This is a genomic window from Paenisporosarcina antarctica (assembly GCF_004367585.1).
Classification (GTDB): domain Bacteria; phylum Bacillota; class Bacilli; order Bacillales_A; family Planococcaceae; genus Paenisporosarcina; species Paenisporosarcina antarctica.
The window spans coordinates 1,645,761-1,668,176 of record NZ_CP038015.1 but is presented as its reverse complement, the minus strand read 5'-3'; the positions used below and the strand labels follow the sequence as shown (position 1 = coordinate 1,668,176).

General features: G+C 35.6%; 21 protein-coding genes. 19 read left to right on the top strand and 2 right to left on the bottom strand.

Annotated features, from left to right (window positions below):
• Window positions 1-223 precede the first annotated feature (223 nt).
• From E2636_RS08380 to E2636_RS08365, 4 genes are all read left to right on the top strand, one after another.
• Window positions 224-850, top strand: coding sequence for a DUF2268 domain-containing putative Zn-dependent protease (locus E2636_RS08380; RefSeq protein WP_243840749.1), 627 nt, complete (start codon window positions 224-226; stop codon window positions 848-850).
• Between the two features lie 413 nt (window positions 851-1,263).
• On the top strand, window positions 1,264-1,719 hold the full coding sequence (locus E2636_RS08375; protein WP_134209795.1) for a hypothetical protein: 456 nt from the start codon (window positions 1,264-1,266) through the stop codon (window positions 1,717-1,719).
• Between the two features lie 258 nt (window positions 1,720-1,977).
• Window positions 1,978-2,631, top strand: coding sequence for a TetR/AcrR family transcriptional regulator (locus E2636_RS08370; RefSeq protein ID WP_134209794.1), 654 nt, complete (start codon window positions 1,978-1,980; stop codon window positions 2,629-2,631).
• A gap of 141 nt (window positions 2,632-2,772) precedes the next feature.
• Window positions 2,773-4,173 (top strand): hypothetical protein, encoded by a 1,401-nt coding sequence (locus E2636_RS08365; RefSeq protein WP_134209793.1) that lies wholly within the window; start codon window positions 2,773-2,775, stop codon window positions 4,171-4,173.
• 226 nt (window positions 4,174-4,399) lie between these two features.
• On the opposite strand, the gene E2636_RS08360 is transcribed toward E2636_RS08365, so the two are convergent.
• Entirely contained in the window at window positions 4,400-4,954 is a 555-nt protein-coding gene (locus E2636_RS08360; protein ID WP_134209792.1) for a GbsR/MarR family transcriptional regulator, read from the bottom strand.
• 246 nt (window positions 4,955-5,200) lie between these two features.
• Between E2636_RS08360 and E2636_RS08355 the strand changes: the two genes are divergently transcribed.
• From E2636_RS08355 to E2636_RS08295, 13 genes are all read left to right on the top strand, one after another.
• Window positions 5,201-6,463, top strand: a complete 1,263-nt coding sequence (locus tag E2636_RS08355) for a quaternary amine ABC transporter ATP-binding protein (RefSeq protein WP_134209791.1) — start codon at window positions 5,201-5,203, stop codon at window positions 6,461-6,463.
• Window positions 6,456-7,307, top strand: coding sequence for an ABC transporter permease (locus E2636_RS08350; protein WP_134209790.1), 852 nt, complete (start codon window positions 6,456-6,458; stop codon window positions 7,305-7,307). The genes E2636_RS08355 and E2636_RS08350 overlap by 8 nt, the downstream gene beginning before the upstream one ends.
• Window positions 7,304-8,215 (top strand): glycine betaine ABC transporter substrate-binding protein, encoded by a 912-nt coding sequence (locus tag E2636_RS08345; protein WP_134209789.1) that lies wholly within the window; start codon window positions 7,304-7,306, stop codon window positions 8,213-8,215. The genes E2636_RS08350 and E2636_RS08345 overlap by 4 nt, the downstream gene beginning before the upstream one ends.
• Window positions 8,216-8,407: 192 nt before the next feature.
• Window positions 8,408-8,968: an SLOG family protein gene (locus E2636_RS08340; RefSeq protein ID WP_134209788.1), complete on the top strand. Its 561-nt coding sequence runs from the start codon at window positions 8,408-8,410 to the stop codon at window positions 8,966-8,968.
• Between the two features lie 140 nt (window positions 8,969-9,108).
• Window positions 9,109-10,809 carry a M3 family oligoendopeptidase gene (locus E2636_RS08335; RefSeq protein WP_134209787.1) on the top strand — a complete coding sequence of 567 codons (1,701 nt, stop codon included), beginning with the start codon at window positions 9,109-9,111 and terminating at the stop codon, window positions 10,807-10,809.
• A gap of 257 nt (window positions 10,810-11,066) precedes the next feature.
• Window positions 11,067-12,797 (top strand): SulP family inorganic anion transporter, encoded by a 1,731-nt coding sequence (locus E2636_RS08330; protein ID WP_134209786.1) that lies wholly within the window; start codon window positions 11,067-11,069, stop codon window positions 12,795-12,797.
• Between the two features lie 41 nt (window positions 12,798-12,838).
• Window positions 12,839-13,177, top strand: a complete 339-nt coding sequence (locus E2636_RS08325) for an ArsR/SmtB family transcription factor (RefSeq protein WP_134209785.1) — start codon at window positions 12,839-12,841, stop codon at window positions 13,175-13,177.
• 525 nt (window positions 13,178-13,702) lie between these two features.
• Entirely contained in the window at window positions 13,703-15,031 is a 1,329-nt protein-coding gene (locus tag E2636_RS08320) for a phenylacetate--CoA ligase family protein (RefSeq protein WP_134209784.1), read from the top strand.
• A 29-nt stretch (window positions 15,032-15,060) separates the two neighbouring features.
• Window positions 15,061-15,939, top strand: coding sequence for a branched-chain amino acid ABC transporter permease (locus tag E2636_RS08315; RefSeq protein WP_017378704.1), 879 nt, complete (start codon window positions 15,061-15,063; stop codon window positions 15,937-15,939).
• Entirely contained in the window at window positions 15,939-16,982 is a 1,044-nt protein-coding gene (locus E2636_RS08310; protein ID WP_134209783.1) for a branched-chain amino acid ABC transporter permease, read from the top strand. The genes E2636_RS08315 and E2636_RS08310 overlap by 1 nt, the downstream gene beginning before the upstream one ends.
• Window positions 16,969-17,754: an ABC transporter ATP-binding protein gene (locus E2636_RS08305; protein ID WP_134209782.1), complete on the top strand. Its 786-nt coding sequence runs from the start codon at window positions 16,969-16,971 to the stop codon at window positions 17,752-17,754. The genes E2636_RS08310 and E2636_RS08305 overlap by 14 nt, the downstream gene beginning before the upstream one ends.
• Complete coding sequence (locus tag E2636_RS08300; RefSeq protein WP_134209781.1) at window positions 17,751-18,491, top strand: ABC transporter ATP-binding protein; 741 nt, start codon at window positions 17,751-17,753, stop codon at window positions 18,489-18,491. The genes E2636_RS08305 and E2636_RS08300 overlap by 4 nt, the downstream gene beginning before the upstream one ends.
• A gap of 17 nt (window positions 18,492-18,508) precedes the next feature.
• The gene (locus E2636_RS08295) at window positions 18,509-19,696 is read left to right on the top strand and encodes an ABC transporter substrate-binding protein (RefSeq protein ID WP_134209780.1); all 1,188 of its coding nucleotides are present in this window, start codon (window positions 18,509-18,511) and stop codon (window positions 19,694-19,696) included.
• Window positions 19,697-19,953: 257 nt separating this feature from the next.
• On the opposite strand, the gene E2636_RS08290 is transcribed toward E2636_RS08295, so the two are convergent.
• Window positions 19,954-20,400, bottom strand: coding sequence for a hotdog fold thioesterase (locus E2636_RS08290; protein WP_017378709.1), 447 nt, complete (start codon window positions 20,398-20,400; stop codon window positions 19,954-19,956).
• 614 nt (window positions 20,401-21,014) lie between these two features.
• On the opposite strand from E2636_RS08290, the gene E2636_RS08285 reads away from it, so the two are divergent.
• A complete protein-coding gene (locus E2636_RS08285; protein ID WP_134209779.1) occupies window positions 21,015-22,040 on the top strand; it encodes an NAD(P)/FAD-dependent oxidoreductase in 1,026 nt (341 codons plus the stop codon).
• A 41-nt stretch (window positions 22,041-22,081) separates the two neighbouring features.
• Complete coding sequence (locus tag E2636_RS08280) at window positions 22,082-22,321, top strand: ferredoxin (protein ID WP_134209778.1); 240 nt, start codon at window positions 22,082-22,084, stop codon at window positions 22,319-22,321.
• Window positions 22,322-22,416 lie beyond the last annotated feature (95 nt).

The window sequence follows — 22,416 nt, the reverse complement described above, 5'->3', positions numbered from 1 at the left end:
ATACTTGTCAGTAATTCAAACACAAACATGGGTATATAATTTTGTTAAACGATGTGAGGACCAGATTAGGGAAAATTCATATTTTATACAATGTGAAACTATATGTGTCCCACTAGTAGAATCGTTCTCTAATGTAAATCCCGAAGAATTGCAATACGAGCTTTTAAACCACGGATTATTTGATTCAGATGATTGGGTGACCATAGGATGTACTCTAATTGAAATGAAAAAAAATAACATTTGGCGAATTGTTGAAGTTGAATATCAACTTTTAAGATGTTTATGGAATGGTCCAGAAATCCCAATATTTATATTTCCTATAAAAAAAGGAAGTGTTGAAGTAGAAAATAAATTCCCTACTAAAAGTGGGGTGGCGTATAAAGGAGCATTATTTTTATTTTTGTCCACTGAAGTACCAATAGAAGAAATTAAGGCCTTATTAGCTCATGAATATAACCACGTTTGTCGGCTAAACTATTTGGGGTTATCTCCTGAGAAAATTCCTTTAAAGGATTCGCTAATTATTGAGGGGCTAGGAGAGTATGCAGTCAAAGACTTATACGGGGAAAAGTGGCTCGCCCCCTGGACAAAGCTCTATTCTTTAGAAGGTACTGCTGAAATATGGGAAAAATACTTTAAACCTTCTTTGAATATAGTTGGGATAAAAAACCATCAACATTTTTTATATGGTAATGATAGAAATCCTTTCCCTAAATGGATTGGATATTATATAGGTTTTCAAGTCATTGCTTCTTTTCAAAAGAAGCACGGTCCTTATAGTAATTACGAATTATCCCATATACCTTCTGATGAACTAATTGCTGGTTCTTGCTATCGCTTGCGAAATTAAGTTAAGCAGCATCTAAAAGCACGAAAAGCCAATGAATTGACGACGAAGATTTTATTAAATTGTTATGCTCATCCCATTAATCAAAGTAATCAAGATTTATGGTTTCCGATTGATTTATAACTTGTATTTCCGATGGTATAAGATCATCATCAAGTGCATTATTTTTTCAATTCTTATAAATCAACTCTTTCACTGTGTAATTATTCAGAAAGAGTTTGTTTAGAGGTCATCTCCTGTTATAGTATGCAAAAACTTAAATTTGCGCGTACAAATGATAGTTTCAAAATTATGAACGTTATTTTAGTTAATACTTTCAGTTGGCATGAGTCAATAAAACAAATTTTTGTCTCGGAATGATTAAATAAGGGTAATAATACGGTATCAATAAATTTAAGTACTTGGAGGAATAAGTTATGGCAAAAGGTAGTGGTCGTTCATTGTTATTAGCTGGATTAGCAGCAGGTGCTTATGCGTATTTACAAAATCCTGAAAATAGGGGTAAATTTAATGTAGCTTTTAAAAATTTAAGAACTAAGACAACCTCTTTTTTGGCTACACAAAAGTTAGGTAGAACTCAAATGACCAAGGCTGGTCACTCTGATCCAAATGATCCGGATGATAATAGAATGGTGGAGGAGGGTTCTATGACAAGTGTTCAATATTACAATGAAGGAATGCAAGAAAAGAAATCCGAATTTGGTTCATTGGACGCATTTCCTAAATCACAAAAAAAAATTCTACCCGAAAATAATGAATCTTTACAAGCATCAAATAATCAATCACCTGCAAAACAAGAAAATACGGCGAGAGAAACTTCAGATTATGTATTAAACGAAAGTAATGTAAATACTATAGAAATGAAGTACTAATCAATCTAAAAAATGATATATATAAAGATGGCAATCTCCCGTGAGATTGCCATCTTTTTTGTCATATAAGAGCGAAGTTATATTTAAATCCCAAGTTTTATGACTCAGGATGTTTTAGATTCCCCAAACACTAATACCTATATATTAGATATGGGAAGCTAATAAATCTAATAAAGTGATATAAATTTACATTTTTTTTAGGTTTGTTATACTTATTATGATTGATTAATCAATCATAGATTAAATGGGGGTAAAATAGTGGCTATTTCAAAAAATCAGCATTTGAAGATGCAAGAGAAGCGTGATCGAATTTTGGAGAAGGCAATTTCACTTTTTTCTGAACAAGGTTATAACGATACAACCATATCAAAAGTAGCCAAGGCTTCTGGGATTAGTTTTGGAAGTGTTTTTACCTATTTTCCTTCAAAAGAGGATTTATTTCATTCTGCAGTTATTGAGCCTATTGAAGAAATCAACTCAATTATGTTGGATTTTAATCCAGAAGCTGAAGACTCTCTAAATGAACTTAAAATAATGGTTAATTCACATATAAATCTTTTTGCCAAATTGAGTACTTATTTACAACTAGTTGTACAAGTTATTGGCCAACATAGTAGATTTAAAGATCAGTTTGACGAATTAAACTTTTTTCACAATGAATTCTGCTCTAAACTAGCATTATTACTTGAAAAAGGGCAAAAAAAGGGGCAAATTCGCGAATCAGATCCGATTTTCGCTGCTTCTGCCTATTTTAGTCTTTTAATGGGGCTCCGATTAACAATGACGGATGAAATTGACGAAAAATTTTGGGGGAACTTTGCTCCATTTGCACTTCAATTATTTGGACCAATTTCTTATACAAAAAGTATCAGTAGACTTGCCAAACCAAAAGCGGCATACAGCAATCGTTAATAACCAATAAAAATTAGATCCCAATAATTTCTTACTTATCATTCCTCACCCCATTTTTCATTTAGCACATATTCTATAGTACATCTGGGATGGCGAGAAAACCCATTCCGATGATAAAAAAACAGAAAGGTGCGAAAGAAAATGGGCGTTGATTTGACAGCGCTGCATTGGATTTACGTTATTTTTATCTTTTTAATTATCGGCTTTATGGTGATGAGGCGAGATACGACTCTCGTAAGTATTATGGGTATCTTTTTAATTGCCATAACAGCAACCGGATCATTAAGTGCCTCAATTAGCAGTATTTTTACGAGTTTTATTTTCGCGATAACAGAGTTACTCCCTACCATTCTGGTAATTTCAATTATTGTTGCTATGAGTAAGGTTTTAACAGATACCGGTATTAATGATGTAATGATTTCACCTTTTTCTAAACTCATCAGAACCCCCGCACTAGCATATTGGACTATAGGCATTCTCATGATGGTCATATCTTGGTTTTTCTGGCCGTCACCAGCAGTAGCATTAATGGGTGCAGTTTTACTTCCTGTAGCCATTCGAGTAGGGCTACCCGCACTTGGAGTTGCGATGGCTATGAATTTATTCGGTCATGGTATTGCCTTATCTGGTGATTTCATTATTCAAGGTGCACCTAAATTAACTTCAGATGCTGCCGGGCTTCCTGTTAGTGAAGTAATTAGTGCAAGTATCCCACTTGTATTTATAATGGGACTTGTGACAACACTCACTGCTTTTTACTTCTTAAAACGCGACTTAAAATCTGGTAAACTAACGAATGAAACCGGATTAACTACGACCCCGACCGCTGAACCTTCGCCACAACAATTAATGTTGCTTTCTTCCAATCAAAAACGTTTATTCTCAATCTTTATTCCACTAGTCTTTGCACTTGATGTAGTGGTAATGTCTTCCCTTAACTTGCAAGGTGGTGATGCTACTGCATTAATAGGCGGCACATCTATTTTTATACTTTTACTAATTACGATGGTCAGTCATCGTAATAAAGGACTTGAACTTGCAACTAGTTACTTAATTGATGGCTTTCAATTTGGGTTCAAAGTTTTTGGTGCAGTTATTCCTATTGCCGCCTTTTTCTATTTGGGTGATGCAGGCTTTACAAAAATCGTTGGAGAACTTTTACCGAAAAACTCACATGGAATCGTAAATGATCTTGGAGTGGCACTGGCTTCTGTTGTGCCGCTAACTAAAGAAGTAAGTGCAGTTACATTGACTATTGTGGGTGCGATAACAGGACTTGATGGTTCTGGATTTTCAGGAATTTCTCTCGTCGGTTCAGTTGCACAAATATTTTCTACAGCTATCGGCGCAGGTGCAGCTACACTAACAGCACTAGGACAAATAGCGGCTATCTGGGTTGGTGGAGGAACATTGGTTCCATGGGCTTTAATTCCAGCAGCCGCAATCTGCGGCGTCGATCCATTTGAACTTGCAAGAAGAAACCTTACCCCAGTAACAATAGGGTTAGTTGTCACGACGATTGTGGCCATGTTTTTAATTTAGTAAGAGATCATTTACCCCTTACTCACACACTATACGTCCTAAATTCCACAAATTATTAACCTTAAAAGGATCTCCCATGCAGGTAGTATTACATGTATAAAATCAATTCTGGATATTAAAATAACACCTCATATTGATATGCTTTTAAAACAAGCATATCAATATGAGGTGTTTTATTGTCTTCCTAATTTCAGTCCACTAAACATGAATTTAAGCCTGTTTTCGATCAGACATTAGAATCCTTTTTTGATTCATTGATAGGGACAAGATTAAATATTTCATGGTTTTCAAATGTATCGACGAGTCGATTGAGCCATTCAAAATAGTTTTTAATATAATTCAACTTTTCAATATCAATTTGTACTTCTTGTTGAAGTTCCAAACTTATCGTAGAATCATTGGCAAGCTGCTCAAGTTCAATTAATGATTTCTTTATTGAAACCATATGAAGTGAAACGGATCTCCGCCACTTAATTGTAAATAAATCAATAAAACTTTGATACCAATCATCCGTAGCATGGTATAAGTCTTTTCTGACGCCCTTTTTCCATGCACGTTCGACTAGTTTTAAATCGGACAATGCTTTGACGGAGGTACTCATGCTAGTTTTGCTCATACCCAGTTTTTCTGTCATATCATCCAATGTTACTGGTTCATTTTGATAAAACATCATGCCATATTGTCTACCTGCAGAAGGGGTAAGACCGTAAAGATGTATATTTTTTGCAATAGTTTCAATCATTCGCTCACGTGATTTTTCAAGTTTTTCTTTACCTTCCATTAATAATTTCCTCCACTGTAATAGCCTTATCTAGCTAATTCATCTATCTTGTTAAGCCTATTATAACCACCAAGAAAATGCAATTTATATTAATTGCTATATAAACAGTTTTTACTGTTTAAACGGTATATATTGTTTTTAAGGTTGTATTACAAACAGATTACATTTACACTGAAGACTGGTTACATAGAGATTACATTTATATCTAAGCAAAAATTAGGTTCTGTAACGTAAGGAGTTGTATCGATGAGCGAAAATATTGTGAAGAATAAAATTGAAGTTAGGGGAGCTACAAAAATTTTCGGCAAAAACAGTAAGCGTGCGGCTCAGCAGCTTAAAGAAGGTAAGTCGAAAAATGAAATCTTGAAAGAAACTGGTGCAACGGTTGGAGTGAACAATGCAACCTTTGATGTTTACGAAGGTGAAATTTTTGTCATTATGGGATTGTCTGGAAGTGGAAAATCCACACTCGTTCGGTTATTAAACAGATTAATTGATCCGACAATGGGGCATATTCTTCTTGATGGAGATGACATTGTTCAGATGAATAAAGAGCAACTTCGTGAAGTGAGACGTAATAAAATCAGTATGGTGTTTCAAAATTTCGCTCTTCTTCCGCATAAAACAATTGCTGAAAATGCAGAGTATGGTTTAGAAATTCAAGGCGTTGCGAAAATAGAGAGACAGTCAAAGGCGAAAGAATCATTAAAGCTCGTTGGTCTTGCTGGTTATGAAGATCAGTATCCTCACCAATTAAGTGGTGGGATGAAACAACGTGTAGGTCTAGCAAGGGCTCTTGCAAATGACCCAGATATTTTGCTCATGGATGAAGCATTCAGTGCTTTGGATCCACTCATTCGTAAAGACATGCAAAACGAACTTTTACAACTTCATCATGATATGGGGAAAACAATTATTTTCATTACCCATGACCTTGATGAGGCACTCCGAATCGGAGATCGTATTGCATTAATGAAAGATGGGGAAATTGTGCAAATTGGAACTCCAGAAGAGATTTTGATGAGTCCTTCTAATGATTATGTTGAACGATTCGTAGAAGATGTTGATTTATCAAAAGTATTAACAGCGGGTCACGTCATGGTGAAGGCAGATACAGTTAAAGTGGACCGAGGACATCGTGTTGCACTTCGTCTTATGAAACAATTGGGTATATCGTCCATTTACGTCGTGAACAATAGTAACCGACTACTAGGAGCTGTGACAGCTGTAGATGCATTGGCTGCTTCTAATACAGAAAAGTCGCTTGAAGAAATCATTATTACTGATCTTCCAATGGTTTCATCAGATACCGTGTTAACGGAGTTGTTTGATGTTGTGTCAACAGCATCCATTCCCGTTGCAGTGATTTCTGATGATAAAAAACTACAAGGAATTCTTATTCGTGGTCCACTGATTGGTGCTTTATCTGGAGACAATAAGTTTATTAATAGTGATGGAACAGTGAATTCTGCGGGACTAACGGAAACGGAGGTGAATAAGAATGGATGAACTTTTACCTCGTATTCCATTTGCTGAGTGGATTGACTTTGCTGTAAATTGGCTAGTTACTACGTTTGGCACAGTATTTGATGGAATTGCTGATCTATTAGAAGGAATTGTTGAAGGCTCAGTAGACGTTCTTGATATGGTTCCATCTATACTACTTGCTGTTCTATTTAGCTTACTTGCATGGTTTATTTCTACTAGGAAAATTGCCTTATTTTCATTATTTGGCTTATTGTTCATTGATTATTTAGGTTATTGGTATTCAATGCTACAAATGTTAGCTCTTGTATTAACTTCTGTCTTTTTCGCAATTTCAATTGGAATTCCAATTGGAATCTGGGGCTCTCAGAAAGCAAATGTTCGGAAATCGATTGTTCCAGTCCTAGACTTGATGCAGACAATGCCAGCATTCGTATACTTGTTACCGGCTATTTTCTTTTTCAATATCGGTGTAGTACCAGGGGTTGTGGCATCCGTGATATTCGCCATGCCACCGACAATTCGTTTAACGATGTTAGGTATTCAACAAGTGCCAGAAGAATTAATTGAAGCCACTCAGGCTTTTGGTTCAACTACATGGCAACGATTAAGTAAAGTACAAATCCCACTGGCAAAACCAACAATTATGGCTGGAGTTAACCAAAGTATCATGCTTTCGCTGTCTATGGTTGTAATTGCTTCAATGGTAGGTGCACCTGGGCTCGGTGCAGATGTTTATAGAGCCGTCACGCAATTGAAAACCGGTGTAGGATTTGAAGCTGGTCTATCAGTTGTAATCATTGCTATTATGTTAGATCGTATAACGCAACACGCTGGGAAAAACAAAAAAGGAGGAACAACATTATGACATTATTATTTAAAAAAATTACAGGATTGGGAGCAATTGCTCTACTATCACTAGGGCTTGCTGCATGTGGGAACGAAGAGGATACACAAGACGACACGACTTCAACTCCAGAAGCAAATTCAGTAGGTGAATCTGTTGACTATAAAATCACTGGAATTGATCCAGGTGCTGGACTTATGGCAGCTACGGAAAAGGCAATTGAAGAATATGAATTGGAAGATTGGAGTGTTATTGCAGGTTCAAGTGCCGCAATGACAGCTTCTTTACAAAAAGCTTATGAAAACGAAGAACCAATTATCGTTACAGGTTGGACTCCACACTGGAAATTCGCTAAGTTCGACTTGAAGTACCTTGAAGATCCAAAAGAAGTTTTTGGCGGTGAAGAAGAGATCCGTACGATAGGTAGATTAGGTTTACAAGAGGATTTACCAGAAGCTCATCAAATTCTTTCACAGTTTAACTGGACTCAAGATGATATGGGTGAAGTGATGATCGCTATCCAAGACGGTGAAAAAGAAGATGTAGCTTCTCAAAACTGGGTTGAATCAAATGAAGATAAAGTAGCTGAATGGACAAAAGACGTTGAGAAAGTGGACGGCGATGAGATCAAACTTGCATATGTTGCATGGGATAGTGAAATCGCAAGCCATAACGTTATGAAGATTGTTTTAGAAGACATGGGTTATGATGTAAATTTAGTACAAGTTGAAGCAGGTCCTCTATGGACAGCCGTTGCTGATGGAAGTGCGGATGCATCCCTTGCTGCATGGATGCCACTTACTCATAAAACATATGCTGATAAATTTGAAGGCGACTTCGAAGAACTTGGTGTTAACATGACTGGAGTTAAAATTGGTTTAGTTGTTCCAACTTATATGGATATAACTTCGGTTGAAGACTTAAAATAAGGAATTAAGGAAATAGGAAAGGCTTATCACTGTAACAGGTGATGAGCCTTTTTTTGTCTAAAAACCTATGAGGAGTAAAAATTCTATCCTTGTAGTAAAGTTAAAAAATAAGAACTCATAATTGACATATTATCATTGTGTTTTTACACGATGACGATATTTAAGTCAACTTGAAAGGCAAGGTGAAGTCGTATGATAAAAAGATTAGTTATCACAGGTTACAAACAACATGAAATTGGCGTATTTGATGACAAACACCCTGGTGTAGGTTATATAAAAAAAGCATTAGAAAATCATCTCATTCAACTGATTGAAGATGGGCTCGAATGGGTTATTTTAAGTGGGCAGTTAGGGGTCGAGACTTGGGCAGCAGAATTGGTTATTGAATTAAAAGAAACGTATCCCGAACTTAAATATGCCATCATCACTCCGTTTTTAGAACAAGAAAAGAACTGGAACGACACCAAAAAAGAGAAGTATCAAATGATTTGTGCCAAGGCAGATTTTCAAACAAGTGTAACCAAAAAGCCTTATGAAGGGGCTTCTCAATTTATAGAAAAAAATAAATTCATCATACGAAATTCAGATGGTTTATTAATTATTTATGATGAAGAGAATGAAGGTTCACCCAAGTTTATGAAAGAACTGGCATTAAAATATGCAGAACGGCATGATTATCACATCATTTCAATATCAGCAGATGACTTGCAGATGATTGCAGAAGAAGAACAACAAAACAATTGGTCAGAATAAGAGAATTTTAAAATTCCAACTATATAATATTCTCTTGAATTACTATTTGAATTAATAGTAAACTACATATTAGTATGAAGTAATATCGAATAACATATTTTCAATGAATTACTATTTATGATAAGTAGGGGTTGGGAAAAATGGATAAAAAAATTGAACAGTTTACGTATACTCGACCGATATTTGAAGAGATAGAGCGTAATTTTGATCAAGCAATAACTAAATTTAAAGATGCAAAAAGTGTAGAAGTTCAAAGTATAGAAATGAAGCAGATTAATAATATCAGGAATAATGTTGATACGATGATGAACCTCGTCTATGTTCGAAATTCAATTAATACGAATGATGAGTTTTATAAAGATGAACAAGACTATTTAGATGATCTTAGTCCAAAGGTAGACGATTTAATCACAAAATATTATTTAGCCTTAGTGAATTCTGCTTTCCGACAAGAATTAGAAGAAAAGTGGGGGACGCAATTATTTGCAATCGCAAATGCACAGATTAAATCTTTTTCTACAGAAGTTATACCTTTAATGCAAAAAGAAAATAAATTGACATCTGAATATCAACAATTGATTGCATCTGCAATCATTCAGTTTGAAAATGAAGATCTTACACTCGCTCAATTGCAGCCCTTTACTGAATCCAAAGACCGTAAAATGCGAAAAGAAGCAAAAGAAGCGTACTTCAACTTCTTTACCAAAAATGAGGAACAACTCGATCGTATTTATGATGACCTAGTCAAAGTCCGTACAGAAATAGCTCAAACATTGGGCTACAAAAACTTTGTAGAACTTGGCTATTATAGAATGATTCGTACCGATTATGATTCAGAAATGGTAAAAAATTTCCGTGATCAAGTAAAGAAATTCATTGTTCCGTTGGCTTCTAAATTAAAGCAACGTCAACAACAACGAATTGGTCTTGACGACTATAAATACTATGACGAATCCTTTAATTATAAGACGGGAAATGCAACACCTAAAGGTTCACCCGAGTGGATAATTGAAGGTGGTAAAAAGATGTATAATGAATTGTCACGAGAAACTAGTGAATTCTTTGATTTCATGATTGACAATAATTTAATGGATTTGGTCGCGAAAAAAGGTAAGGCAAGTGGCGGATACTGCACATATATCGAGGAATACAAAGCACCTTTTATTTTCTCAAACTTTAATGGCACTTCAGGAGATATTGATGTATTGACGCACGAAGCTGGACATGCATTCCAAGTCTACTCGAGTCGTCATTTTGAAATACCAGAATATATCTGGCCAACATTTGAAGCATGTGAAATTCATTCAATGAGTATGGAATTTTTAACATGGCCATGGATGGAGAACTTTTTCAAGGAAGATACAGATAAATATAAATTCTCCCATTTGAGCAGCTCGCTGGAATTTTTACCTTATGGTGTAGCAGTGGATGAATTCCAACACTATATATATGAAAATCCACAAGTCTCTCCTGCTGCTCGTAAATTGGCATGGAAAGAGATAGAAGAAAAATATTTACCTCACCGTGACTATGATGGTAATGACTATTTAAACAGAGGTGGATTTTGGCAAAGACAAGGTCATATTTATCAAAGTCCTTTTTACTACATCGATTATACATTAGCTCAAATATGTGCGTTCCAGTTCTTTAAACGTACGCTTGAGAATCGTGAACAAGCTTGGGCAGATTACGTCCACTTGTGTAAGCTTGGTGGAAGTTTGTCATTTACTGCTCTTGTCCAAGAAGCAAACTTGATTTCACCATTTGAAGATGGCTGTGTTGAATCTGTAATTGCACCAATTGAACAATGGTTGAATTCGGTTGACGATAAAGCACTTTAAGTGTGTGTCAAGAAGAGAATCAATCATATTGTGAATAATGAAAAATTTTAATTAGAAGCATAGTTGTCTATTTGAAAGCAATTTTCTTCCCTATAAGTGATTAAGAGACCTTACCGTTTTTATGGTAAGGTCTTTTGGTATTCAGAAAATTTTTATCTATATAAATTTCTTTGACAAAAAACTAAAATCATGTTAAATTTTAATAGTAGTATATTCAAATAATCAGATATACAAATATAAAAAAAGAAGGTTGCCGTATGAAGAGAAAATTTAACTTTAGTGGGAGATATAGTGGATATTCACTACAAGGTTTTCAAAAAGATTTATTGGCAGGTCTTATCGTTGCCGTTATTACTATCCCGCTCGGAATGGCATTTGCAATTGCTTCTGGCGTAAAACCAGAGTATGGAATATACACGAGCATCATCGGTGGGGTACTAATTGCAATATTTGGTGGATCTAAATATCAAATAGGCGGACCTACTGGCGCATTTGTTCCCATATTATTTGGAATTGTCATGGTGTATGGATATGAAAATCTTTTAATTGCAGGGTTTTTAGCTGGTATCATTTTATTATTAATGGGTATTTTTAAATTTGGATCTTTGATAAAATTTATTCCTAGACCTGTAACAATTGGTTTTACTTCCGGAATAGCCGTGATTATTTTTGTGAGTCAAATTTCCAATTTTCTAGGACTAACAGGTGTAGAAAAACATGAAACATTTTATAGCAACCTCCGAGAAATATTTATACATTTTCCAAGTATAAATTTTTATAGTATCCTGACAGCTGTAATATGTCTTATCATAATATTACTTACACCTAAATTTTTCCCTAAAATTCCTGGCCCACTTATCGGTTTAGTGCTTTCGACTATTGCAGCTAGTCTACTGTTTCCAAATCAAGTAGCTACGATTGGTTCAACCTTCGGAGAAATACCAAATACACTTCCAAACTTTCGGATTCCCGAAATTACGTTCGAGCGAATTCAACAGATGATTGTTCCAGCATTTATTATTGCTGTACTTGGTAGTATTGAATCTTTACTTTCTGCGGTTGTCGCAGACGGTATGACTAATACTAAGCATAATAGTAACCGAGAATTAGTCGGTCAAGGTATCGCAAATATTGTCACTCCATTATTTGGAGGGATTCCAGCTACTGGAGCAATTGCTAGAACAGCGACAAATATTAAAAATGGAGCTGTTTCTCCATTCTCAGGTATTATCCATGGTGTCATTGTATTACTTATCTTAATGCTTTTTGCACCGTATGCATCAAGTATCCCATTAGCGAGTATGGCACCGATATTAATGGTAGTCGCTTGGAATATGAGTGAACGCCATATTTTTTATCAGTTGTTAAAAACTAAAACAACTGATTCAGTCGTTCTAACGGTTACTTTTTTACTTACAGTTTTTGTAAATCTTACAGTCGCAGTCGAAATAGGTCTTCTCTTAGCTGGTCTTTTACTTATAAAAAGGATGAGTGACGCTGTAGTTACAGTAAAAGGACTTCCTAACCCACAACATAAGAATGATAAAATAGATGAGAATATGGTGTCATCAATTCATGACTGTCCTCAAATTAGTATTTATACAATAGATGGTCCTTTATTTTTTGGAGCTGCACAAGCTTTTGAACAAACGATTATGAAAGCTATTGACTTTAAGCCTAAGGTCTTGCTGTTAAGAATGGGAAAAGTTCCCTTTATGGATACGACTGGAGAAGCCTATCTCACTAGTATTGTAAAAGATTTCTCCAGACATGGTGTCGTACTAATATCAGGAATTAAACCACAACCAAAAAAACTATTAATAAATACTGGGTTAGCTGATTTATTAGGCGAAGAACATTTTTTTGAACATACAGGAGATGCCATTAATTCTGCATTGGAGCATTTAGATAGAGATAAATGTTTAGGATGTAAACATTTTGCTTTTAGAGAGTGTACGGCATTATCTAGTGGTACTTACGAGAAGTAGAAAAGTGAATTTATTGTATGGAAAGAAAGAGAGGCAATGACATGAATCATGAACTTGGTCAATTTAAATCCGACTTTTTTAAAGCCCTCGCACATCCTCTTAGAATTAAAATTCTTGAGCTATTGGCCGAAGGAGATAAGAACGTAAATGAGATTCAAACAATTGTTGGTAGTGAAGGATCGGCTGTCTCACAACAATTAACCATCTTAAGAGCTAAAAATATAGTGGTTGGGACCAAAGAGGGAAATCGGGTGGTCTATTCTTTAAGAGATCCTATGATTGCTGAATTGCTTCAAGTAGCTCGACAAATTTTTAATAACCATCTGGTTGATACAATCACGATGTTAGATAAATTTAATACTGCTGATATAGAAAAATAAGATGAATTATTAATAATAATCTGCAAAGTTAAATATGATCAACTCGAAGTGCTAGGATAACAATCTTAGCACTTCGAGTTTTTTGTGTTTTCATAGTGTTGCTCACAATTAAATTAAATTCTGAATGTTCTTTTAAAATGATTTATTAGAATTTTCAGAGATTACTATTGACTTCTTTGTTAATCACCATTAATCTGTAATCATATTACCAAATATAAATATATCGTTTATAAAACGTTATACTCTAAAAGTAATGCGGAGTTTATGTTGATTAATGCGATCACGTGTAACTATATTTGTGATTGCGTTTACTTTTCGTTACGTAATAAGTACATATATTTAATTAAGGGGGATTAGAAATGATTAATATAAATATGCTGAATGTAACCCATCGTATTAATAGAAGGTTTGATTAATAAACAAGTAAAACTGATATTAATTCTTGTTTTCAGGAATATAAAACAAGAAAAGTAATGAGTGATTAAAATATTATAAAAATATAACTTTGAATAAGGGGGAAATGATATGTATAATCCGGAAATTGAATCAGCATCACGCACTCAAATGCAAGAATGGCAGTTGAATGGACTAAAGTCAACAGTAAAAAAGGTATATGAAAATGTAGATTTTTATAAAAAAAAGTTTGATGAGCTTGGAATTAAACCCGAGGATATTCAAACTTTTGACGATATTACTAAACTTCCATTTACGATAAAGAAAGATTTTCGTGATACGTATCCTTACGGACTATTTGCAGAACCATTGGAAAATATTAATCGAATTCACGGTTCATCAGGAACAAGCGGAAAACCGACAATCGTTGGTTACACCAAAAACGATTTAAAGAATTGGGGAATTATAGTTGCAAGAGCAATTGTTGCAGCGGGTGGCAAAAAGTCAGATGTCTTTCATAACGCATACGGGTACGGATTATTTACTGGTGGTCTAGGACTTCACCAAGGAGCAGAAGAACTTGGTGTTATTACCGTTCCAATTTCTGGTGGAAATACTGATCGACAAATTACACTAATTAACGACTTGAAGCCCCGAGGTATTTGTGGAACTCCTTCTTACATTCTAAGCATTGTTGAAAAGATGGAAGATATGGGAATTGACCCACGGGAGACTAATCTTGATTACGGTATTTTCGGAGCGGAAGTATGGTCAGAAGAAATGCGTTCTACTCTTGAAAAAAAACTGAATATTAAAGCAGTTGATATTTATGGGTTAAGTGAAATTATGGGACCTGGTGTAGCAGTTGAGTGTCATGAAGAACAGAACGGACTTCATATAGCAGAAGATCATTTCTATGTAGAAGTAATTGATAAGGATACACTTCAGCCTGTTGAGGATGGAGAAAGTGGAGAACTTGTCTTTACTAGTCTTCAAAAGGAAGCGCTACCAATTATCCGCTATCGTACTGGAGATATAGCGTCTATCAACCGGGAGCAATGTAAATGTGGAAGAACGACTACCAGAATGTCACGTATCAAAGGCAGGACTGATGACATGATTATTATTCGAGGTGTGAATGTTTTTCCATCTGAAATGGAAAGAGTACTTCTCCAAGTAAGGGGACTCGTACCAGTTTATCAAATCCATTTAATACGGAAAGGGGCAATGGATGGTATAGAGCTACATGTAGAGTGTGAAACGATTCTTTTCGATGAAGTTGGCAAAGATTTAAAACACGATACAATCACTCTGTTAAAAAGAACTATTCAACACCAAATGAAATCGACTTGCTTAATTACGATTGATATTGTTGTGAACCCGCCGAAAACTATTCCACGTTCGGAAGGAAAGGCAATCCGACTTGTCGATAAACGGAAACAAAGCCCATTGGGGGTATAATCTAGCAAATCGGAAAAGGAGTGTGTATAATGGGGGACTTTTTTCAGTTTACTTTAACAGGACTGACAATTGGCAGTATTTACGCAATTGTCGCCCTCGGCTTCGTTACTATTTATAGTGTTACAAAGGTTATAAATCTAGCTCAAGGAGAATTTGTGATGTTGGGTGGATTGACGATGTACTCTTTATCGTCTTTTGGAATGCCCTACTGGCTAGGATTTATAGTCACAATTGTCTTTGTTTCAATAATAGGTTGGTTAATGGAGTTTGTTCTAATTAGAAGGGCAAAGGGAGCAAATCCCATTAGTCTTATCATATTAACTATCGGAACGGCTATATTTATCCGTGGAATAGCAAGTATGGTGTGGGGAAAAGATCAATTACGTGTTGACCCATTTACGGAAAATAAACCAGTCAATATTGTCGGAGCAACAATTACACCGCAAGCAATTTGGGTTATTTTAATAATGCTTGTTGTGGTCTCACTGCTTTATATTCTTATTAATAAAACAATGGTTGGTAAAGCATTTCAAGCTTCCTCAATCAATCCTTTAGCAGCACGATTGATGGGAATCAGTCCTAAAAAAATGGCTTCACTTTCATTTACATTGAGTGCAGCGCTCGGAGCATTGGCTGGACTAGCTATAGCACCTATTATGTTTCCATCTTACGACATGGGTACAATGCTTGGTATTAAAGGTTTCTCAGCGGCAATATTGGGTGGCCTTGGAAGTGCACCAGGAGCTGTAATTGGTGGGTTATTGATCGGGTTATTGGAATCGTTAGGTGCTGGTTATATTAGCTCTGGGATGAAGGATGTGATTACGTTTTCTGTAATTCTTTTAATCTTGTTAATTCGTCCAAGTGGCATTTTGGGTGAAAAAAGCGTTGGAAAAGGAGGATTATGATGAAACTGCAAGGGGTTCAACAAACAAAATGGATGGGCGTACTTATTTTTACTTTAGCGGTCCTTATATTCCCACTAATAATTACACAGTCATTCTACTTAACGCATGCAACATTCGCAGGCATATATGCAATTATCGCGATTGGCCTCGGATTATTAATGGGTTATGCAGGGCAAATATCACTTGGACAGGCAGCCTTTTATGGCATTGGTGCATATACAACTTCAATATTGACAGTAACAATGGGTTGGAGTCCATGGTTAACCCTACCATTAGCACTAATTATTCCAGGATTGCTAGCATTTATTATGGGCTATACAATGTCTCGTTTAAGTGGGTACTATCTAGCGATGGCAACACTCGCATTGGGAATAATTGTACATACATTATTGGTAGAATTTCGTGGCATAACAAAGGGAGCTTCAGGATTTTTTGGAATTCCTCAACTTGAATTATTTGGTTATACGATTAATCAAGGCGTTCCTTATTATTACCTCGTTTGGTTTTTCGTCATCATCGTCTTAATTCTTTCATTAAATATTGTTCATTCGAGGGTTGGTAGGGCTCTTCGTTCTATTCATGACAGTGAAATAGCTTCTAGCTCGATGGGTGTGAATACTGGGAAATATAAAATGCAAGTATTCATTCTAAGTGCCATGTTTGCCGGACTTGCCGGCTGGTTGCTTGCGCATATGAGCTATAGTATTTCACCGTCAATGTTTACATTTAACGCATCAATTCTTTTCTTGGCAATGGTTGTACTGGGAGGAAGCGGTAGTGTATGGGGAGCACTAATTGGTACATTACTAATTAAGATGATTGGTATTGTCGTCCATATACTTGGAGGTCAGTTTACTTTCATTACAAGTGACTTTGAACATGTCATTTACGGCTTGATTTTAATGCTTGTTGTCATTTTTGTACCTCGGGGATTGTTCCCTACTGCAGCTGATTGGATTAACTCAATATTATCAAAAAAGTCTACTATAAAACTAGATAAACCTAGTGTTATGAAAGCGAGGCGGTTTGATGTTAAAGATTGACTCTATTACAAAAAAGTTTGGTGGCATTGTTGCAAACAATGAAGTTTCATTTACGGTTGAAGATGGGCAAATCGTCGGTCTAATAGGTCCAAACGGTGCAGGAAAAAGCACAATGTTTAATATGATCTCATCTATTTATCAACCTACTACTGGAAGTATTACATTTTTAGGGAATAGAATTGATAAATTACCTGCTTATCAAGTTGCGCCGTTAGGAATTTCTCGTACTTTCCAAAATATACAGGTATTTAAAAGTATGACGGTAATTGAGAATGTAATGGTTGGTCAACATATGCAAACAAAGACAAATTTTTCGGGAATGGTCTCGCTTCTTCTGGGATCAAGAAGTGAGGAGAAACTAGTATATGACAAGGCCATGAGTTATTTAGAATTTTTTGGTCTAGAGAACCTTTTTGATCAGAAGGCAGCTAGCTTATCACTCGGAAAGTTACGTCTACTTGAATTTGCAAGAGCGTTCGCCACACAGCCGAAACTGCTATTACTTGATGAAATAGCTGCTGGCCTGAATCATAAAGAGACGCTGGAAATGAGTGAATTAATTACTAAAGTGCGTGATTCAGGTGTGACAATTTTAGTTGTAGAGCATGACATGGATCTTGTTATGAGAATTTGTGAGAAGATTATCGTTTTAGACCAAGGCACGAAAATAGCCGAAGGAACACCGAAAGAAATCCAAGAGAATGAAGCCGTGATTACCGCCTACTTAGGTGCTGATATAGATAGTAGTGAAATTATGGAGGCGGTGATATGAGTAAAAGTAAATTAATAGATGTTATAGATCTATCGGCCAGTTATGGTCCTATTCAAGCGTTAAATAACATTTCTTTATCTGTTAATAAAGGAGAAATAGTTGCATTGCTCGGAGCAAACGGAGCTGGTAAAACAACATTATTGCAAACGATTTCAGGACTTTTAAAACCTACTGAAGGTAAGATATTGTACCAGGGTAATAACATTACTGGAATGGAAGCAGAAAAAGTTGTTGAAAAACATCTTGTGCACGTTCCTGAACACCGACAAATATTTTCAACGATGACTGTACTAGACAATTTATATTTAGGGGCTTATCATCATCGTAAAAAAACAAAGATGAAAAATATAGAAAATAATATTGAAAAAGTTTTTAATTTATTTCCAATTTTAAAAGATAGGAAGGATCAGTTAGGAGGAACGATGTCTGGTGGGCAACAGCAGATGCTTGCTATTGCAAGGGGAGTAATGTCTGAACCGGAGTTACTTCTACTTGATGAACCTACACTCGGATTAGCACCTCTAATTGCGAAAGATGTACTTGAACTTGTCAGGAATTTACGTGCTGAATTCGGTACGACAGTATTGTTGATTGAACAAAATGTGACGGCATCGTTAAAAATTGCTGATCGTGGATATGTAATTTCCCACGGTACGATTGTCAAAAGCGGAAACTCTAAACAGTTGTTAAATGATCCTGAAGTAAAAGAAGCTTACCTTGGCCACACAGTAAACTAAAATGGGGGATAAATATAATGAAGAAATTACTTTTAACATTGCTTATGGCTATTATGGTCACAATTATTCTAGGAGCATGTAGCGATGGTGCAGACGAGAAAACCGGGGATGAAGACTCATCAGAGGTAAGTGAATATAAAATTGGCGTCATTTACTCAAAAACTGGACCAAATAGTCCACTTGGCGAACCTGAATGGAATGCCACTAAATTAATAGAAGAGAAAATAAATAGCGATGGCGGCATAAACGGAATACCATTGAATATTGTTATGGCTGATGATGAATCCACTCAAGAAAAAGCGACACAGGAAGCAAATCGCTTGATCAATGATGAAGATGTTCTTGTACTTCTTGGTTCATCTGGTAGTGGTGAAAGCCTTGCGATTAAAGGGATTGCTATGCAACAGGAAGTTCCAATGATTTCGGCGGCAGCAAGTACACATATCGTAGAACCGGTCGAAGATTCAAAATGGGTATTCAAAACGCCTCAATCTGACAGACTTGCGGTTGAGCGTGTATATATTTACATGAATGAGCAGGGAATCAACAAGATTGGAACTATTGTTGACTCGAACGCATTTGGTACAAGTGGACTCGAACAGATGGAAGCACTTGCAGATGAATATAATATTGAAATCGTAGCAAAAGAAAGCTACAACACAAAAGATCCGGATATGAGTGCGCAACTCACAAAAATTAACAGTGCAAAAGCACAAGCGATTCTGGTTTGGGGTACAAACCCTGGTCCAGCAGTAATCGCCAAAAACACACGTGCATTAGGTATCGACTTACCAATTATCGGTAGTCACGGAATTGCAAATCAAAACTTTATTACATTGGCTGAGAATGCTGCTGAAGGTGTAATTATTCCAACGGGTAAGCTACTCTTCCCGAGTCAGATTTCAGCCGACGATGTCCAGTATGACGTTATTTCTTCCTTTTACAAGGATTACACAGATAAGTACGACAGTGAGCCAACTAATTTCGGCTCATACGGATATGATAACTTGATGCTAGTTATCGACGCATTGCAAAGCGGAGCAACTGATCGTGATTCAATTCGTGATTATTTAGAAAATGATGTTACCGATTGGGTTGGGACAACTGGTGTATTTAACTACACAGATAAAGATCATAATGGTTTAACGGCTGATAGCTTAGTAATGGCTGTAGTAAAAGATGGAGAATGGATTTTACTTAAATAATCAATAAAATAACCAAGATACCACTTTCGGTATCTTGGTTATTTTATTGGAGGAAACTTATTTTTCATGACCTAGAGTTTATATCAATCTTTTAAGTATTGAGAGCTCGACCATTAAGAACCCTCCTGTGAGGTTTAGTTTAATAACTAAGCCATGCAGGAGGGTTCTTATTTTCCACTTTATTAGAATTCTCAGATGAAATTATTTATTGAAGTAGAATTCTTGATTGAATTAAATGAACGAACAAGATTTACTTGTTACTCAATCGAGATGAAGTATTCGTTTTTTCGATAAACCATTCCTTGCATCGTTGCAAGGAGCTCTTTTTCATTTCTTATCTCGATATTATACCAAGCAAGACGGTGGTTTCGTTTTTCTTCGCGAGCAACAGCCATGATTGTTTCACCAGGAAAACCTGAAGACATAAAGTTCATTGTCGTTGTAACTCCAACAGCAGTTTTTCCGAATGAGTTACTCGCAACCGCAAAAACGTAATCAGCTAGTGAAAACAAAACCGCACCGTGAACTGTGTTATGTGAGTTCAACATATTGTCAGTAGGAACTAATACGGCTGTGGCCGTTCCAGGTCCGAATTCGGTTAGCTTCATGCCGAGAAACTGTGCGTAGGGCTCATTTTCTAAAATGTTGCGAATTTCATCATAGTGTTCCTTGTGTACAATAGATTCGTCAATGCGCTTTTGCATTATGCCACACCTTTCATTATTCAATATTTTAATGAAATTACTCCCGATCGTAATATTGTTGCAAAAGGATTATTCTAATTATTGATTTTTTGAGTTAATGCTTAATAGAAAAAAACTTGAAAAGCGAAGTGAAATTGACGCCACTAACTATCGCATTCCGTTTCACCCTGGAAAGCCTTCATCATTTAAATATTCTTCCTCCTTAACTTTAATATTTTAATAGAATGAAACATAAATTAAACGGCAGACGAGAAAGAGATATATTACTATTCAAAACAATATCACATATAATTTGAAAAGTGAATTAAATTAAGTGATTTTAATGAATTTTCAGAAACTAGTGTTGACAGTGTTTTGGTTTTCCATTAAAATAATTTGTATAACACATATCAAAGTTTACGTTTAAATTAAGTTATATAACTAAGTTGATTTGCTAAACCGAGGTGGTGTTTTATTTAAATCAATACAATACATGTAAATTACTGTTACTAATTAAAAAGGCATGAGGAACAGGAGAATAAGTCTGAAGGTATCCTTAATTTTAATAATGTCTGTTAAATTGGAATATACACTTAAACATTGAAGAATAACACTGGGAAATGAGGAATTTATTAATGAATAACGATAAAAAAGTCTTCGATTTGATTGTTATTGGTGGGGGACCTGTAGGGCTATTTACTGCATTTTACGCAGGTATGAGAAAAATGTCAGTCAATATTATTGAAAGCCTACCACAACTTGGTGGCCAGTTATCTGCTTTATATCCTGAAAAATATATTTATGACATTGCTGGATTCCCAAAAATAAGAGGACAGGACCTCATTGATAATTTGACAGATCAAATGTCTCAGTTCGAGCCGATTATCACACTTGAACAGGATGTTCAACAAGTGGAGAAACAAGAAAATGGAATTTTTAAACTGACGACAAATTGTGCAGTTCATTATTCTAAAGCCATTATTATTACAGCGGGTAACGGTGCATTTCAACCAAAAAAAATTAATCTTAATACATCGGATAAATTTGAAGGAAAAAACTTGCATTACTTCATAAAAGATTTAAATCAGTTTGCAAATAAGAATGTACAAATATTTGGTGGGGGTGACTCTGCTGTTGATTGGGCACTAATGCTTGAACCAATTGCCAAAAAAGTGACACTTGTACATCGTAGAGATAAATTTCGTGCTCATGAGTCTAGTGTTGAAAACTTAATGAACTCAACTGTCAATATCATGACCCCTTACGTGCCTATAAAATTTATTGGTGAGAATAAAATAGAAAAAGTTGTTTTTGAAAAAGGAAAGAGCCTTCAAGAAATTATAGTTGAAGTTGATGATGTCATCGTAAATTACGGTTTTGTTTCTTCACTTGGGTCGATTAACGATTGGGGCCTTGAAATAGAAAAGAATAGCATTGTTGTCAACTCAAAAATGGAAACAAATATAGAGGGTATTTACGCAGCAGGAGACATATGTACGTATGAAGGAAAAGTGAAATTGATTGCAAGTGGATTTGGCGAGGCTCCGACGGCGGTTAGTAATGCTAAGGTTTACGTCGATCCAACTGCAAGAGTACAAGCAACTCATAGTACAACGCTTATGGAGCATGTGGTAACCGAGAAAGTAAAAATGATACTTTGAATGACATCGAGTTCGATAAAAAATGTGAAGGGATGAGTGGTATGGCTAAATATACTATTGTTGATCAGACAACATGTATCGCCTGTGGAGCATGTGGAGCGAGTGCCCCAGAAATATTTGATTACGACAGTGAAGGCTTTGCGTTCGTACATCTCGATGATAATAAAGGACAGTCCAAAGTGGATGAAGATTTATACGATGATTTAGAAGATGCATTCGAAGGATGCCCAACGGATTCAATTAAAGTTTCAGAACACCATATCGTTCTTGAGGAAGTTTAGTTTAACTTAGTTATTTAAGTATTCTAAATATAATAGAATGGAAAACAATTAAATTTATCAGAACATTTGATTTTTATATATTGATGTAATATACT